We start from the raw sequence: 15,874 nt of genomic DNA, 5'->3' as shown, positions 1-15,874 counted from the left end.
AGGGCTTGTTCGCATGAAGCCGCCCGTCGTCGGACGCGGCCGGTAGGGTGACCTACGGGACCGCTGGCTAGGAAAGCGGCCGTCCGGCCATCCGCTCGAGCCGCTCGATGCGCTCGCGCATGGGCGGGTGGGTGGCGAACAGCTTGGTCATGGCACCGCCGCGGAACGGGTTGGCGATCATGAGGTGCGAAGTGTTCACGAGGCGCTGATCCTGTGGCAGTGGCACCTGCTTCACGTCGGCCTCGATCCTGCGGAGGGCCGAGGCGAGCGCCAGCGGATCGCCGGTGAGCTCCGCGCCGTCGTGGTCGGCGTCGTACTCCCTGGTCCGGGAAATGGCGAGCTGGATTAGCGAGGCGGCAAACGGCGCCAGGAGCGCCATGGCGATCATGGCAATCGGATTGGCGTTCCGCCGGTCCCCGCCACCGAAGAAGAGCAGCATCTGGCCCACCGAAGTAATGACGCCGGCGACGGCGGCCGCAATGGACGAGGTGAGGATGTCGCGGTTGTAGACGTGCATGAGTTCATGCCCGAGCACGCCGCGGAGCTCGCGGGCGTCGAGCAAGTTCAGGATGCCCGCGGTGCAGCACACGGCGGCATTCTTCGGGTTGCGTCCCGTGGCGAAGGCATTGGGTGTCATGGTCGGCGAAACGTAGATCCGCGGCATGGGTTGGTTCGCCCGCACGGAGAGTTCCCGGACGATCTGGTACAGCTGCGGAGCCTCCGCTTCCGAAACCGGGTACGCGGCCATGGAACGGATGGCGATCTTGTCGCTGTTCCAATACCCATAAGCCGTTGTCGCGACGCCGATCACTGCCATGATCCAGATGGGCGACGCGCTGCGGGTGCCCACACCGATCACTGCTCCAAGCCCCAGCAGCACCGCCCAGAGCACACCGAAGAGCGCTGCGGTCTTCAGGCCATTGTGATGATTATGCACTTCACTACTTTCTTGCAGTACGGCTTTTGTCTTGCATTGCATGCTGGTTCTGTTCCGATTAACGCCGACGGCGGCCCGGACGTTCCTGCTCTGCCCACCCAACTGACTCGCATTTAATGTCGTTCTGAGCCGCTATAACGACAACAACTGTCAGTTAGTTGGGCGTGGGGCTGGGTCTGGGCTAGGGCACCGGGTGGAGCGAATCGTACTGGAGGAATCCACGTTGCCCGCGCGCCACGAGCCACGCCAGTACCGCGCACAGCACGCCGCCAAGGAGCAGCACCCAGCCTTCGCTGAGAACCTTGGTGACGCCACCGGCGAGCATGTCCCCCACTCGTGGACCGCCCGCAACCACCACGATGAACACGCCTTGCAACCGTCCCCGCATGTGGTCCGGGGTGGCCGATTGCAGGATGGTGGTCCGGAAGACCGCGCTGATTGAGTCCGAGATCCCGGCAAAGGCACAACACATGGCCGCCGGGATGATCCAAGGCGTCACGCCGTCGCGCCCGCTGTCCCCGGCCAGGACCACCACCAGGCCGAAAGCTGCGATCGAGAAACCCCATCCGGCCACGGACCATACCACCGCGCTGCCTTGGCGCCGCACCCTCCCCAGAGGCCCGGAGAATAGTCCCGCCAGGAAGGCACCGACAGCTACAGAAGCGAGCAACACACCCACGGTGGTGTCGCCACCTCCGATCATCGTGGCTCCGATCGCGGGCATGAGGGCGCGCGGCTGGGCGCAGATCATCGCGATGAGGTCGATGATGAACGTCATGCGGAGGTTGGGCCGGGTGCCCAGGAAACGGAAGCCCTCGACGACGGAGCGCAGGCCAGGTGCCGACGCGTTCTCGGCCGCGGGAAGGGCCGGTAGCTTGAACAGGCTCCACAGTGCGAAGGCGAAGCTCAGGGCATCGATCGTGTAGGTCCAGCCGAAACCGCTCGAAGCAACCAACACACCGGCCAGCAAGGGGCCGGCCGTCATCGAAATGCCCATGTTCAGCATGCTCAACGCGTTGGCTGCGGGCAGCAGTTCCTTCCGGACCAGCAAGGGAATAATGGCGCTGCGTGCCGGCCCGTTGATGCCCTGCGCGCCGCTCTGGATCGCGACGAGGACGAACAGGATCCAGACATTGTTCAGCTGGAACCACGCTTGGAGTGCCAAGGCCACGCTACAGCCCCACAAAACGAGGGACGCAACAATAGCGACTTTCCGCCGGTCATAGGCATCCGAAAGGGCGCCGCCAAACAAGCCCGCGATCACCAGCGGAACTAGGGCAAAGATGCTGAGCAGGCCCACATAGAGGCTCTGTTGGGTGATGCTGTAGACCTCGAGGCTCACGGCAACCAGGGTCAGCTGGGATCCGACCATCGACACCGAAGACCCGAGCCACAGGCGGCGGAATGCGGGGCTTTCGCGAAGCGGGGTCATATCAGCCAGGAGTTTTGCCACCGTCCAACCCTACCCACCCACGCGCCCGCCCTCCCGTAGCGCCGCGTGAGCGCTCGTCCGCTGCTGCGGCCGCCGCCGTCGCGCCCGAGTCCCAGGCCGCCGGGCCGCCGGCGTCCGCTGCTGCGGTGGCCGCCGTCGCGCGCGCGAGTCCCAGGCCGCCGTCGGCGGGTTCATCCGAAGTTAGCCTCACCTTATTGTGAAGTACTCATAATAAGTGCTTCAATGGGCGTATGGCAGATCACACGGCAGACCAGGAAGCGTGGGCTTCCGCCCTGCATTCCCACGGACGCCGCGTGACCAAGCAGCGTCTTGCGGTCCTCGCGGCCGTTCAGCACAATCCGCATTCCCCGGCCGAAGGCATCCTGGCTGCCGCACGCAAGGATCTTCCCGAACTGACAGCGCAGTCTGTTTATGTGGTGCTGAGCGACCTCACGGACCTACAGATGCTGCGGCGGTTCGAACCGCCCCACTCTCCCGCGCTGTACGAGACGCGGGTCGGCGACAACCACCACCACGCCGTGTGCATCAGTTGCGGCCGGGTGGAGGATGTCGACTGCGCCGTAGGCCATGCCCCTTGCCTCACCCCGCACTGGGATGAGCATTCCAAACCCATGACCATCCAGATCGCAGACGTCCTGTACCAAGGCATCTGCCAGGACTGCCAGGCCAAACAACAGCTTCCTACTCAAACGCAAGTAACCCACGAAATAGGAGAACGATGACCGCGAACATCTCGACCACCCAGTCGGGCGCCCCCGTCACCTCGGACGCGCATTCCAAGTCCGTTGGCGCCGACGGTGCCATCATCCTGACCGACCACTACTTGGTGGAAAAGCTCGCACAGTTCAACCGCGAGCGCGTCCCGGAGCGCGTTGTCCACGCCAAGGGCGGCGGCGCTTTCGGTACCTTCAAGACGTCCTCGGACGTTTCCAAGTACACCAAGGCAGCTTTCCTCCAGCCCGGCGTCGAGACGGACATGCTCATCCGTTTCTCCTCCGTTGCGGGCGAGAACGGCTCCCCGGACACCTGGCGCGACCCCCGCGGCTTCGCCGTCAAGTTCTACACCTCCGAGGGCAACTACGACCTCGTGGGAAACAACACCCCGGTGTTCTTCATCCGCGACGGCATCAAGTTCCCGGACTTCATCCACTCCCAGAAGCGCCTCCCGGGCACCCACCTGCGTGACGCCGACATGCAGTGGGATTTCTGGACCCTCTCCCCCGAGTCCGCACACCAGGTCACTTGGCTCATGGGCGACCGTGGCCTGCCGGCTTCCTGGCGCGAAATGCAAGGCTACGGCTCGCACACCTACCAGTGGATCAACGCCGAGGGCGAGCGCTTCTGGGTCAAGTACCACTTCAAGTCCAACCAGGGCGTCAAGTCGATCACCGGCGACGAAGCCGCCGAGTTGGCCGGCTCGGACGCGGACTTCTACATCCGCGATCTCCAGGAGAACATTGCCGCCGGCAACTTCCCGTCTTGGGAACTGCACGTCCAGGTCATGCCTTACGAGGACGCCAAGACCTACCGCTTCAACCCGTTCGACCTCACCAAGGTGTGGCCGCACGCGGACTACCCGCTGATCCACGTGGGCACCATGGAGCTCAACAAGAACCCGGAGAACTACTTCGCGCAGATCGAGCAGGCCACCTTCGCGCCGTCGAACTTCGTTCCGGGTATCGCCGCCTCCCCGGACAAGATGCTGCAGGCCCGCATCTTCTCCTACGCTGACGCGCACCGCTACCGCGTGGGCACCAACCACGCCCAGATCCCGGTGAACCAGCCGAAGAACCAGGTCAACAACTACAGCCAGGACGGCGCGGGACGCTTCCTGTTCAACGCTCCTTCGGTTCCGGTCTATGCACCGAACTCCGTGGGTGGCCCGGCTGCTGTTGAGCCGCAGAACCCGGCCGGCGGCTGGGAGAACGACGGCGAGCTGACGCTTTCCGCACACTCCCTGCACGCCGAGGACGGCGACTTCGTCCAGGCCGGCGCGCTGTACCGCGAGGTTTACGACGACGGCGCCAAGGCCCGTCTGCTGGACACCATCACCGGCGCCGTGGGTGGCGTCAAGAGCGCCGACATCAAGGAACGCGCCATCCAGTACTGGACCAACGTCGACGCTGAACTCGGTGCCAAGCTGCGCGCCAACCTCGGCGCGGGCGAAGGCGAGTCGGCTGCGGAAGCAGCCAACAAGCTGTAACAACGTCCACCAACGAAGCAACCCCGCTGCGGATTCTCCGCGGCGGGGTTGCTGTTTAATGCGCATGAATGCCTGGACTTGTTTGCGATTCCTGAGCTTATATCTCGTGGAATGCGAAACAAGGTACCGACCCAGCGGCGAGGTTCCGCGGCGGGTTTTCCACATAGCCGACAATGGCTCTGGCTAGCCCGGCATTGTCATCCATAGGATCCTTGCATGAGCACATTTACCGGGATCCCCGCAGAGGCCATCGCCTTCTATGCCGAACTTGAAGAGAACAACAACCGCGAATGGTGGTTGGCGCATAAAGACATCTACGACTCCGCCGTGAAGGAGCCATTGACGCTGTTGCTGGAAGAGCTTGAGCCGCGATTCGGGCCGGGCAAGGTTTTCCGTCCCAACCGCGACATCCGGTTCTCCCAAGACAAGTCCCCCTACAAGACGGCACAGGGAGCCTTTGCAGCGGATAACGAGGGTGTGGGCTTCTACCTCCAGCTCAGTGCAGACGGCTTGTTAGTCGGCGGTGGATGCCACTCGCGCACCCCCGAGCAGATTGCCCGGTTCCGCGCCGCCACCGATTCGCCGGCCAGCGGGGAGGAACTGCAGAAAATCGTCGATGCCATCGCCGCCGCGGGCTTCGCGGTGGAAGGCGAGAAGCTCAAGACCGTGCCGCGCGGTTTCGACAAAGACCATCCACGGGCCGAGCTCCTGAAGCACAAATCGTTGTCTGCCGGAGTGACCTTGGGCGAACCGGAATGGATGTCCCAGCCCTCAGCCAAGGAAGAGATCGCCAAGCGTTGGGAGGTACTGCGCCCGCTCGTGGAGTGGGTCAACGAGCACGCGTCGCCGTAATCGTGGCCGTGAGTCTAGCCGGGGGCATGAGCCCGGTCGCTGGCTAGACCCTAGTGAGGTTGTCTTCGTCGTCGCTCTTGTCGGAAACAGCCGCGTTCCCGGACACCGCGGCCTTTGCCGAAGCGAACTTCTCGTTCAAGCGGGAGTGGCGCTGCCCGTAGGCAAAGTAGATGGCGAGTCCGATTGCCAGCCAGATGGCGAAGAAGACCCAGGTCTCCACGGCGAGGTTTGTCATCAGGTAGACGCACAGGACGGCCGAGACCACCGGAAGGACCTTGCCGAACGGAACCCGGAAAGCCGGCTTGAGATCCGGGCGCTTCTTACGCAGCACCAGGATGCCCAGGCTCACCATGACGAAGGCCGAGAGGGTACCGATGTTGATCATTTCTTCGAGAAGATCCACGTTGGTCAGTCCGGCAACGATTGCCACGGCAGCGCCACAGATGATCTGGAGACGGACCGGCGTCGAACGCTTGGCACTGGTCTTGGACAGCGCGCGCGGAAGCAGTCCGTCGCGACTCATGGCAAGGACCACCCGGGCCAGGCCCATGAGCAGCACCATGATGACGGTGGTCAAACCGATGAGCGAGCCAAAGGCAATGACCTTGGCCGCGTCGGTGTTTCCAACCGCTTCGAAAGCCGTAGTCAGCGTGGGGTTCTTCGCTTCGGCCAGTTGCGTGTACGAGACCATGCCGGTCAGGGCGAGGGAGACCAGGATGTACAGCAGCGTCACGAGCGCCAGGCCGCCGAAGATGCCCCGGGGCAAGGTCTTCTGCGGGTTCTTGACCTCTTCCGCGGAGGTGGCAACCACGTCGAAGCCGATGAAGGCAAAGAACACCAAGGCTGCGCCGGCAAAGATGCCCAGCGTTCCGTACTGGGCCGGAACCGCACCTGTGAGGAAGCCGAAGAAGGACTGCTTCATGACATCCGCGCCGTCGTTGCCCCCGGTAGGCTGCGATGCCGGGACGAAGGGCGTGTAGTTGGAGAATTTCACGTAGGTGAAGCCGACAACAATCACGAACAGCACCACGGCGATCTTGATCAGCGTGAAAACGTTGCCCACGCGGGCAGAGAGCTTGGTGCCGAGCACCAGGAGCACCGTGAAGATGGCAACAATCAGGAAAGCGCCCCAATAGAGATCCACACCGGCGATGTTCACGGCCGGCGGCATATCCACACCCATGAGCGCAAACACTTTGCTCAAGTAGATTCCCCAGTACTTGGCGATCACCGCAGCAGCGGTAAAGAGTTCAAGGATGAGGTTCCAACCAATGATCCAAGCGAGGACTTCGCCCATGGTGGCGTAGGTGAAGACGTAGGCGGACCCAGCGACCGGGATCGCGGTAGCGAATTCGGCGTAGCACATGATTGCCAAGGCACACGTGACGGCTGCAACGGCGAAGGAGATGGTCACGGCGGGCCCGGCGAAGTTCGCAGCGGCCTTGGCGCCGACAGAGAAGATCCCGGCACCGACGGCAACGGCGACGCCCATGATCATCAGATCCCAGGTGCTGAGGGAACGCTTGAGCTTGCGTCCGGGCTCATCGGCGTCCGCAATGGACTGCTCGATCGATTTGGTCCGGAAGAGGTTCATAGAAGAGTCCACAATCTTGATGAGGTGGTAGAAACAGACTCATCAAGAGTAGTGTCCAGCCAATGGACCCCCACATTTGTCCCGAATCGTGAGACACATGCATGGCCCATCTTCAGAGCGCGGGGACGTTCCAATCCATCAAGGTCGAGCGGATAAGGAAGCGTTTCCCCTCAGGCGATTCGACCGAGAATCCACTCCCGCGGCCGTCCACCACATCCACCGTCAGATGGGTGTGGGACCAGTAATTGAACTGCTCCCGGGACATCCAGAACTCCAAAGGCTGCGGCCGTTCGGGCTCGCCGATGTCGAAAAGCCCGAGCAGAACGTCCGAATCACCGGTAATGAATTCGCCGGCCGGGTAGCACATCGGGGAGGAACCGTCGCAGCAACCGCCTGACTGGTGGAACATGAGCGGACCGTGCTGCTCCCACAACTTCCGGAGGAGTTCGATGGAAACGGCGGTGAGCGCCACCCGGGAAAAGTCTTCCCCGGGCAGCGTCACTGCGGCGTCAAGCCTGTTGTGGGGCATTAGAACCTCAGCACCACGCGGCCGTCGATCTTGGCATGCTTCATTTCGTCAAAGACCGCGTTGACCTCGGAGAGCTCCCGCGTGGACACGGTCGGGTGGATCTTGCCCTGCGCGTAGAAGTCCAGCGCTTCCTCCAGGTCCTGGCGAGTCCCCACGATCGAACCACGGACGGTCAGGCCCTTGAGCACAATCTCGAAGATCGGCGCAGGGAAATCTCCCGGCGGGAGTCCGTTGAAGACGATGGTCCCGCCACGGCGGGCCATGCCGATCGCCTGCCCGAAAGCCGAGGGGTGCACCGCCGTGACCAAGACGCCGTGGCAGCCTCCGGTTTCCCGCTGGATGACTTCCGCCGGATCTTCGTGCAGCGCGTTGACCGTCAGTTCGGCGCCGTGTTTCTTGGCGAGGGCGAGCTTGTCGTCGGCGATGTCCACTGCGGCAACCCGCAGGCCCATGGCCACCGCGTACTGGACGGCGATGTGACCCAGGCCGCCGATGCCGGAAATGGTGACCCATTGGCCCGGCCTGGCCTCGGTCATCTTCAATCCCTTGTAGACCGTGACTCCGGCGCACAGCACCGGGGCGACCTCCACGGGGTCCGAACCTGCCGGAATCCTCGCGGCGAACCGGCTGTCCACCAGCATGTACTCCCCGAACGAACCGTCCACGCTGTAGCCGGCGTTCTTCTGGGCTTCGCACAGCGTCTCCCAACCGGTCCGGCAGAACTGGCAATCGCCACAAGCGGACCAGAGCCAGGCGTTGCCCACCAGGTCCCCGACGGCCAGGTCGGTGACGCCCTCGCCGAGGGCAACCACTTCACCCACGCCTTCGTGGCCGGGCACGAACGGCGGGGAAGGCTTGACCGGCCAGTCCCCCTCGGCGGCGTGCAGGTCTGTATGGCAGACGCCGCTGGTGATGACCTTGACCAGCGCTTCTCCTCGGCCAGGCGTGGGAAGGGGAAGGGACTGGATTTGAAGGTCTTTTCCGAATTCTGTTACTACGGCTGCTTGCATTGTCGTCGTCATTGGCGAAATCCTTGCGTCGTTAAAGCGTTGTTTGAGGCGGGGTGCTGCTTCCTGAGGGGTGGCCAGGGTGGGTCGGCGGGGAGGGGTCTGTGCTGATCCCTCCCCGCCGGGTCAAGTGCGGCTTAGAAGAAGCCGAGTTTGTTTTCGTTGTAGCTGACCAGGAGGTTTTTGGTCTGCTGGTAGTGGTCGAGCATCATGGCGTGGTTCTCACGTCCGATGCCGGAGGACTTGTAGCCGCCGAATGCGGCGCCGGCGGGGTAGGCGTGGTAGTTGTTGACCCAGACGCGGCCGGCCTGGATCTCCCGGCCTGCCCGGTAGGCGACGTTGCCGTTGCGGGACCAGACCCCGGCGCCGAGTCCGTAGAGGGTGTCGTTGGCGATACCGATGGCGTCGTCGTAGTCGCTGAACTTCGTCACGGACACCACGGGGCCGAAGATCTCTTCCTGGAAGATCCGCATCCGGTTGTGGCCTTCGAAGATGGTCGGCTGGACGTAGTAGCCCCCGGCGAGGTCGCCGTCGAGCTGGGCGCGGGCGCCGCCGGTGAGGACCTTGGCGCCTTCCTGCTTTCCGATGTCGATGTAGGAGAGGATCTTCTCGAGCTGGTCGTTGGAAGCCTGGGCGCCGATCTGGGTGTCGGTGTCCAGCGGGTTGCCCTGGATGATCTTGTTGGTGCGGGCCACGGCGTCGGCGATGAAGGAGTCGTAGATGCCTTCCTGGACCAGGGCGCGGGAGGGGCAGGTGCAGACTTCGCCCTGGTTGAAGGCGAAGAGCGTGAAGCCTTCCTGGGCCTTGTCGTAGAACGCATCGTTCTGCGCGGCGACGTCGTCGAAGAAAATGTTCGGGCTCTTGCCGCCCAGCTCCAGGGTCACGGGGATCAGGTTCTGGGACGCGTACTGGCTGATCAGCCGGCCCGTGGTGGTCTCGCCGGTGAAGGCGATCTTGCGGATCCGCGGGCTGGACGCCAGCGGCTTGCCAGCCTCGACACCGAAACCGTTGACGACGTTCACGACGCCGGCGGGCAGCAGATCGGAGATCAGTTCCATCAGGACCAGGATCGAGGACGGGGTCTGCTCGGCGGGCTTGAGCACGACGGCGTTGCCCGCGGCCAGTGCCGGCGCGAGCTTCCACACGGCCATGAGGATCGGGAAGTTCCACGGGATGATCTGGCCCACCACGCCCAGCGGCTCGTGGAAGTGGTATGCGGTGGTGTCCTCGTCCAGCTGGGACAGGTGGCCTTCCTGGGCGCGGATCGCGGAGGCGAAGTAGCGGAAGTGGTCCGCCGCGAGGGGGATGTCCGCGTTCAGGGTTTCGCGGACCGGTTTGCCGTTGTCCCAGGTCTCGGCGACGGCCAGCAACTCGACGTTCTCATCGATCCGGTCGGCGATCTTGTTCAAGATCGCGGCGCGTTCGGTGGCCGAAGTCTTGCCCCAGGACGGTGCCACCTTGTGCGCAGCGTCCAAGGCCAGCTCGATGTCCTCGGCCGTGCCCCGGGCAACCTCGCAGAAGGCCTTCCCGGTCACCGGGGTGATGTTCTCGAAGTACTGCCCCTTGACCGGGGCAACCCACTCTCCGCCGATCCAGTTCTCGTAGCGGTCCTTGAAAGTGACCTTCGAACCCTCGGCACCCGGCTGTGCATAAACAGTCATCTGTAGCTCCTTTGCTGCGCATGATGGTGGCTTTGCTGTGCCATCAGCGTAGGAGCGGGAAGGTTGCAAGCAGGTTGCAACCATGTGGTTCAGATCACTTCGGGGCAGGACTCCCCTGCCGTGCCCAGGAAGCTATAGACCCGCAGGGAAAGCGTAAGAGCTCGGAACCGGCGAGGGCGCGGCACCGTAGGAGAGCACGACTTCGTCGTGGGCCTTGAGAACCACGTCTGACACCGGCGCATTCTGCTTTGCGCCGTTCACGTAGGCGGTCCAGCCGCCGGTTCCGCCATGCGGTGCTCCCGTGGCGTCCTTGCCGTCGAGAACTCCCCATTCGCTGAGGACCTGGCCGAGCGTGTACTTCTGGCCGGCCGTGGGCGCTTCGATGTGGATGACGCCGGACGTGTCGTGGGTGTGGAGTGCCGAGATTCCGTTGGGCTGCCCGTCGGCCCCGAAACTGAAGCCAATTTCGGCCGGGACGGTGACGGCTTTGCCGTCCACCAAGACATCCAGATGGGCGTGATAGTGCTCGGCTGTGCCTTCGGCGGTCAGGATATCCAGGCCCGCGGCCTTGATTCTCTGGGCGCCCGCCGCGGGATCGAGTTCCCACGCGGCGGCGGCAGCCGTGGTGGCCGAGGTCGAAGGCGTCGCCGATACGGGTGCTGTCTGTGCGGGTGCCCCGCAGGCTGTGACTCCGGCAAGGAGTCCGGACACGGTCAGGGCAACGGCGAGGCGTTTGTTCAACACGGAGGAAGCTTCTTTCGTTTGGCTCGGTTCTACGATACGGGCCGAAACTCCGTATTTCCCGAGTGCCACACGAGAGGCCAACCTCAGGCCGACAGTTCGCTTTCCAAGCGTTCAAGCTCGGCGACGACGGCGGCCCGCTTGGGCGAACGCGGCGGCAGGAGCCTGAGCGCGGCAAGCCGGACGTCGACGTCGTTCTTCGCCTCAGGCAGCCCGGCATACTTGAGCAGCGCCTCGGCACTGCCGTCGTTGAGGACCGCCTCGCGCAAGAGCGCCGAGACCTTTTCGCGGAGCTCCACAATGCCGGGCGCTTCCGAATGCGGAAGGACGGCGCCTTTGTAGATCTCCAGCGCGATGCGGTGGGCTCCCCGCTGCAGGCAGGAGAGAACCTGGGCCGCATCCTGGCCGAGGTCGATCGGGAGCCGGTACGGGCGGGATTCCGGGACCGCAGCTGGGTCGAGCTCGTGGAGTACCTTCCGCAGGCGCACCATTTCGGCCCGCAATGTCACGCTTGAGCCGTCCCCCGGATACAGGGCCAGGGCGAGTTCCTCGGCGCTGAGCCCCTCGGGACGGGTCCCCAGCAAGGCCAGGATCTCGCTGTGCCTCGCGGACAGCGGAATGCTGCGCCCTCCCATGCTCAACAAGGCCTGGTCCCGGCCGAGCAACTGGAGGCTGTTCCGATACAGTCCGGTCCCCTGGCGTGAGCCGACCGCGGAGGGCGAGTTCCGACGTCGGGCAGGCGCAGAGTGCTTAGTTGCCGCGAGCTGGAGCCTCTCCACGCGCAATTGCGCCTGCGCAGCCGCCACAGTTGCTTCAACGAGGGAAAGCGTGTGGGGTGCGACGGCGGCTTCCGTGCCTGTGATGTCGACGACGCCGAGCAGGGCCCCGGAGTCAGGGTCATGGAAAGGCACGGCGGTGCAACTCCACGGGTGGACGGAGCGTTTGTAGTGCTCGGCGCCGGAAATCTGGATGCCGCGGCCCAAGGCGAGCGCCGTGCCGGGCGCGCTCGTGCCGACCGCGCCTTCGGACCAGTCCGCGCCTGCCACGAACATCATGCCTTCGGCGCGGCGTCGCATCGCGGGGTTTCCGTCCACCCACAGCAAGCGGCCCAGCTCATCCCCCACGGCGACCAGAAGCCCGCTCTCATAGCTGGGCTGGATGAGGAGCTTCTGGATGACGGGCATGATGGTGGCCAGCGGGTGTTGGCGCCGGTATTCCTCGAGCTCGTCGAGGTCTATGACCAGCGGCGCCTCGGGTTGGTCCGGGTTCGCCTTGAGCTGCACGGATCGCTGCCAGGATTCCTTGATCAGGCTGCGTAGACCCGGAAGCTCCGTGGCCTCGGGAAGCCCGAAACGCCACGATTCCAGTTGCTCGTGCCCGGCCCGGGCATGATGCTGCAGCAGCTCGGCGGGGTCATTGACCGAGGCTGCCGGATGGATCGGATTCTTCATCGAACTCCCAAAACCGGGCGCAGCACAGTACGGGCCAGTCTAGTTGCGACGCGAGGCTTTGTGTACCCGCTCACTCCGGATGGAATTCGTACGACTCGACCTCGCCCAACGCTTCGATCCGGGGTTCGGGCAGTCCAACTTCCGCGACGAGTTCCGCGAAACTGTGGCCGCTGCTGAAGCGATCGAATGTTGCCCTATCCGGGCAAGTGTCGTAGACCGAGATGCCGCCCTCGGTGGAAAGACATACATGGATCTTCAACGCGCCGGGTGGCAGGAGGCCAACCATGCGCTTGTGGCCTTCCAGCAGTTGAGCGGAATCCCCGTCGAAATGGTAGACGCCCATGAACATTGCTTCTCTCCTGTCTTGCTTCAGCTTCAGTGCGGGGCCGCCAACGCCCGCGCGAGGGCGTCGGGTTTGCGGTCCGCCCAGGGTGCGGCCTTCTCGAGCTGGCCAGCCAAGCGAAAGAGCGTGGCCTCGTCCCCGAAACGGCCAAGGAAGGACATGCCCACCGGTAGGCCGGCCGAGTCGGCTCCGAGTGGCACCGACATGGCGGGGTTGCCCGAGATGTTGGCATACTCGCCGTCGAACATGAGGAAGCGGCCGGCTTCGCGCTCGCCCCGCAGCGGTTCTTCCTCGGTTCCATTCAGCGTTCCGAGAGGCAACGGTGGCCAGCCGACGGTGGGTGTCATCCAGACGTCGAATTCCTCGAAGAATCCAGCCAGGCGGCGGCTGAAACGCTGCAATTCCTCCATGCCGAGGAGGTACTGGCCACCCGTCACAGCCCGCGAGCGCTCGAAGTCGGCCGCGGTGAACGGCTCGATCTCGCCGGCTTCCGGCGGCCTGCCCGTCCGCTGCGTCCAGTACGCCTCTATCCACGCGATTGCGCCACCGTAGACAGCCCTGACCGCCCGGTGCCCGGCCCTGCCTAGGCCCTCGGGGTGCGCTTCGGTGACACTGTGGCCCAGCCCGGCGAGCAATTCCACGGTTTCCTCGAACACCCGAACGTAGTCCGGATGCACTTGTTGCCCCGAGTTGGGCGTCGCGGTTGCGGCGATGCGGAGCTTTCCGGGGACAGTGCCGGCCTCAAGCAGGAAGGGCCGGGCCTGGGGCGGCGCCCAATAGGGATCGCCGAGCGACTGACCGGCCGTCGCGTCGAGGAGTGCCGCCGAATCGCGCACGCTCCGGGTCAGCGCGTGTTCCACGGCGAAGCCCCCGGCCACGTCGCCATACTCTGGACCCATGGGAACCCGTCCGCGGGTCGGCTTGAACCCGAAAACCCCGCACCAAGCAGCCGGGTAGCGCAGGGATCCGCCAAGATCGTTTCCGTGCGCCATGGGGACCATTCCGGAGGCGACGGCGGCGGCGGACCCGCCGCTGGAGCCGCTCGTGGAAAGCGCCAGGTCCCAAGGGTTTCGGGTGGCACCATGCAAGGCCGGCTCGCAATGCGGGCTGAGCCCGAATTCCGGAGTGTTGGTCTTCCCGAGGATCGCAAGTCCGGCTTTGCGGTACCGGCGCGCAAGCTCCTGGTCCTGGTGTGAGACGTTGTCCTTCAACCAGCGGGAGCCTTCGTTGAAGGGCGCTCCGGCGATCTCGAGGGACAGGTCCTTCACGAGGAAGGGAACCCCGGGAAACGGTGCGTCAGGAGCCGGGCCTTCTGTCCCGGGTTCCAAGTGCGCGACGATGCAATGCAGGACCGGATCGATCTGCCGGATACGGTCGCGGCCGGCGTCGAGCAGTTCGTTCGGCGAGATCGCGCCGCTCCGCACCAGTTCTGCCTGCCCGACGGCGTCAGCCCAGCGGAGCTCCTCGTCCATGGCTCATTTTAGGACCGGGCGTCACGTGCCGCTAGCCGCGGGAGACCTCAATCATGTCCTCGCGCGGAACCACCTTGATGCGTTCGCGTACGACGCCGGCCTCCGGGTTTTCGGCGGTCCATTCGGCGCCGAGGGCTAGTTCGTGCGCATCGAGCTTGTTCCAGCCTTCCCAGGTGGTGTACTCGATGCCCCGCTCTTCCAGGAGGTTGATGATGGCCTGCGGGTCCGGGTTTTCGGCCGGGGGCAGGGTAAGGCGGTCCTCCAGGAGGCAGCCGATGGTCTCCAGCGCGTCACCCTTGGTGTGCCCGATCAGGCCGACGGGTCCGCGCTTGATCCAGCCCGTGGCGTAGATGCCGGGTACCGGCTTGCCGTCGGCGTCCAGCACCCGCCCGCCGTCGTTCGGGATGACACCGCGGCGGGCGTCGTACTCAAGCTCGTCCAGCGGCGAACCGTGGTAGCCGATGGCGCGGTAGACGGCCTGGATCGGATAGTCCACGAACTCGCCGGTGCCCTTGACGTTGCCCGTGCCGTCCAGTTTCATGCGCTCGAACTTGATGCTGGAGACTTTCCCGGAACCGTCTTCCGAAATGATCTCCACCGGGCTGTGCAGGAAGTGCAGGTGCAAGCGGCGGGACGAGGGCTGCTCAGCTTCCGCGTGTTCCTCGACGAGCCAGTTGGTCAGCGTGTTGACCATGGTCTTGATCTGGTTGTTGCTGCGGATGGCTTCGTCTGAGGCTTCGTCAAACTCGAAATCTTCGGGGTACAGCACAATGTCCACGTCGTTGGAGTGCGAGAGCTCGCGCAGTTCCAGCGGAGTGAACTTGATTTGCGCCGGACCGCGGCGGCCGAAAACGTGCACATCCGTGACCGGGGAGGCCTTGAGGGCGGCATAGACGTTGTCCGGGATTTCGGTCACCAGAAGGTCGTCGGCGTGCTTGGAGAGCATGCGGGCCACGTCCAGCGCGACGTTGCCGTTGCCGATGACTGCTACTTCCTTGGCATCCAGCGGCCATTCGCGGGGCACGTCGGGGTGGCCGTCGTACCAGGAGACGAAGTCGGCGCCGCCGAAGGAGCCTTCGAGTTCGATTCCCGGGATGTTCAGGTCCGCGTCCTTGATGGCCCCCGTGGAGAAGATCACCGCGTCGTAGAAGGAGCGGAAGTCGTGCAGGGTGAGGTCGCGGCCATACGTCACGTTGCCGAGGAAGCGGATGTCTCCGCGGTCCAGGACCTTGTGAAGCGCGTTGACGATGCCCTTGATGCGGGGGTGGTCCGGGGCCACGCCATAGCGGATCAGGCCGTACGGCGCGGGGTATGCCTCGAAAAGGTCGATGCTGACCTCGACGTCGCCATCCTTGACCTCGTTCGATTTGGTCAGGATATCCGCGGCGTACACGCCGGCCGGTCCTGCGCCGACAATGGCGACGCGCAATGGACGTTTTGAGGTGGTTTCGGCCGAGTTGGACACCGTGAACCCTTCTGAGACGGGAATCCGCCCCGCGTGGTGGGGCGCGCAGTTTCCAATTCTAGTTCTCAGTTGTGGCCGGAGTGTCAGTACGTGGCGGGAGGTGACACAACTGGGCGAGGAAATTCACAATAACTTTCCGGCCGTACGGTCAGGAATACCCTCGCAA

Annotated in this window: 15 protein-coding genes; 3 read left to right on the top strand and 12 right to left on the bottom strand. The window is 64.4% G+C overall.

The window, feature by feature from the left end:
• Positions 1–67 precede the first annotated feature (67 nt).
• The 3 genes from htpX to ACFVTG_RS04700 all read right to left on the bottom strand — a co-directional run bounded on the left by htpX (position 68) and on the right by ACFVTG_RS04700 (position 2,580).
• Positions 68–937 carry a zinc metalloprotease HtpX gene (gene htpX / locus ACFVTG_RS04710; protein ID WP_390278528.1) on the bottom strand — a complete coding sequence of 290 codons (870 nt, stop codon included), beginning with the start codon at positions 935–937 and terminating at the stop codon, positions 68–70.
• Positions 938–1,118: 181 nt separating this feature from the next.
• On the bottom strand, positions 1,119–2,390 hold the full coding sequence (locus ACFVTG_RS04705; protein ID WP_390278525.1) for an MFS transporter: 1,272 nt from the start codon (positions 2,388–2,390) through the stop codon (positions 1,119–1,121).
• Entirely contained in the window at positions 2,371–2,580 is a 210-nt protein-coding gene (locus ACFVTG_RS04700) for a hypothetical protein (RefSeq protein ID WP_390278522.1), read from the bottom strand. Before ACFVTG_RS04700 ends, ACFVTG_RS04705 begins: the two co-directional genes overlap by 20 nt.
• A gap of 40 nt (positions 2,581–2,620) precedes the next feature.
• Between ACFVTG_RS04700 and ACFVTG_RS04695 the strand changes: the two genes are divergently transcribed.
• From ACFVTG_RS04695 to ACFVTG_RS04685, 3 genes are all read left to right on the top strand, one after another.
• The gene (locus tag ACFVTG_RS04695) at positions 2,621–3,112 is read left to right on the top strand and encodes a Fur family transcriptional regulator (RefSeq protein ID WP_184738401.1); all 492 of its coding nucleotides are present in this window, start codon (positions 2,621–2,623) and stop codon (positions 3,110–3,112) included.
• Positions 3,109–4,593, top strand: a complete 1,485-nt coding sequence (locus ACFVTG_RS04690) for a catalase (RefSeq protein WP_390278519.1) — start codon at positions 3,109–3,111, stop codon at positions 4,591–4,593. The genes ACFVTG_RS04695 and ACFVTG_RS04690 overlap by 4 nt, the downstream gene beginning before the upstream one ends.
• Before the next feature lie 216 nt (positions 4,594–4,809).
• On the top strand, positions 4,810–5,445 hold the full coding sequence (locus ACFVTG_RS04685; RefSeq protein ID WP_284753310.1) for a DUF2461 domain-containing protein: 636 nt from the start codon (positions 4,810–4,812) through the stop codon (positions 5,443–5,445).
• A gap of 43 nt (positions 5,446–5,488) precedes the next feature.
• Here the strand turns inward: ACFVTG_RS04685 and ACFVTG_RS04680 are convergent, their stop codons facing one another.
• The 9 genes from ACFVTG_RS04680 to ACFVTG_RS04640 all read right to left on the bottom strand — a co-directional run bounded on the left by ACFVTG_RS04680 (position 5,489) and on the right by ACFVTG_RS04640 (position 15,708).
• A complete protein-coding gene (locus ACFVTG_RS04680) occupies positions 5,489–7,039 on the bottom strand; it encodes an amino acid permease (protein WP_284753307.1) in 1,551 nt (516 codons plus the stop codon).
• Positions 7,040–7,151: 112 nt separating this feature from the next.
• Entirely contained in the window at positions 7,152–7,568 is a 417-nt protein-coding gene (locus tag ACFVTG_RS04675; RefSeq protein ID WP_390278515.1) for a DUF779 domain-containing protein, read from the bottom strand.
• On the bottom strand, positions 7,568–8,590 hold the full coding sequence (adhP, locus tag ACFVTG_RS04670) for an alcohol dehydrogenase AdhP (RefSeq protein WP_390278512.1): 1,023 nt from the start codon (positions 8,588–8,590) through the stop codon (positions 7,568–7,570). Before adhP ends, ACFVTG_RS04675 begins: the two co-directional genes overlap by 1 nt.
• 122 nt (positions 8,591–8,712) lie before the next feature.
• Complete coding sequence (locus ACFVTG_RS04665; RefSeq protein WP_284753301.1) at positions 8,713–10,236, bottom strand: aldehyde dehydrogenase family protein; 1,524 nt, start codon at positions 10,234–10,236, stop codon at positions 8,713–8,715.
• A 132-nt stretch (positions 10,237–10,368) separates the two neighbouring features.
• The gene (locus tag ACFVTG_RS04660; RefSeq protein ID WP_390278508.1) at positions 10,369–10,980 is read right to left on the bottom strand and encodes a hypothetical protein; all 612 of its coding nucleotides are present in this window, start codon (positions 10,978–10,980) and stop codon (positions 10,369–10,371) included.
• Between the two features lie 83 nt (positions 10,981–11,063).
• Positions 11,064–12,428, bottom strand: a complete 1,365-nt coding sequence (locus tag ACFVTG_RS04655; RefSeq protein WP_390278505.1) for a GAF domain-containing protein — start codon at positions 12,426–12,428, stop codon at positions 11,064–11,066.
• Positions 12,429–12,498: 70 nt separating this feature from the next.
• Positions 12,499–12,771, bottom strand: coding sequence for a hypothetical protein (locus tag ACFVTG_RS04650; RefSeq protein WP_390278502.1), 273 nt, complete (start codon positions 12,769–12,771; stop codon positions 12,499–12,501).
• Between the two features lie 32 nt (positions 12,772–12,803).
• On the bottom strand, positions 12,804–14,243 hold the full coding sequence (locus ACFVTG_RS04645) for an amidase (RefSeq protein ID WP_390278500.1): 1,440 nt from the start codon (positions 14,241–14,243) through the stop codon (positions 12,804–12,806).
• 31 nt (positions 14,244–14,274) lie between these two features.
• Entirely contained in the window at positions 14,275–15,708 is a 1,434-nt protein-coding gene (locus tag ACFVTG_RS04640) for an FAD-dependent oxidoreductase (RefSeq protein WP_284753295.1), read from the bottom strand.
• Between the last annotated feature and the right edge of the window lie 166 nt (positions 15,709–15,874).

Source organism: Arthrobacter sp. NPDC058127 (assembly GCF_042884555.1).
GTDB lineage: Bacteria > Actinomycetota > Actinomycetes > Actinomycetales > Micrococcaceae > Arthrobacter.
This window is presented reverse-complemented; position numbering and strand designations above follow the sequence as displayed.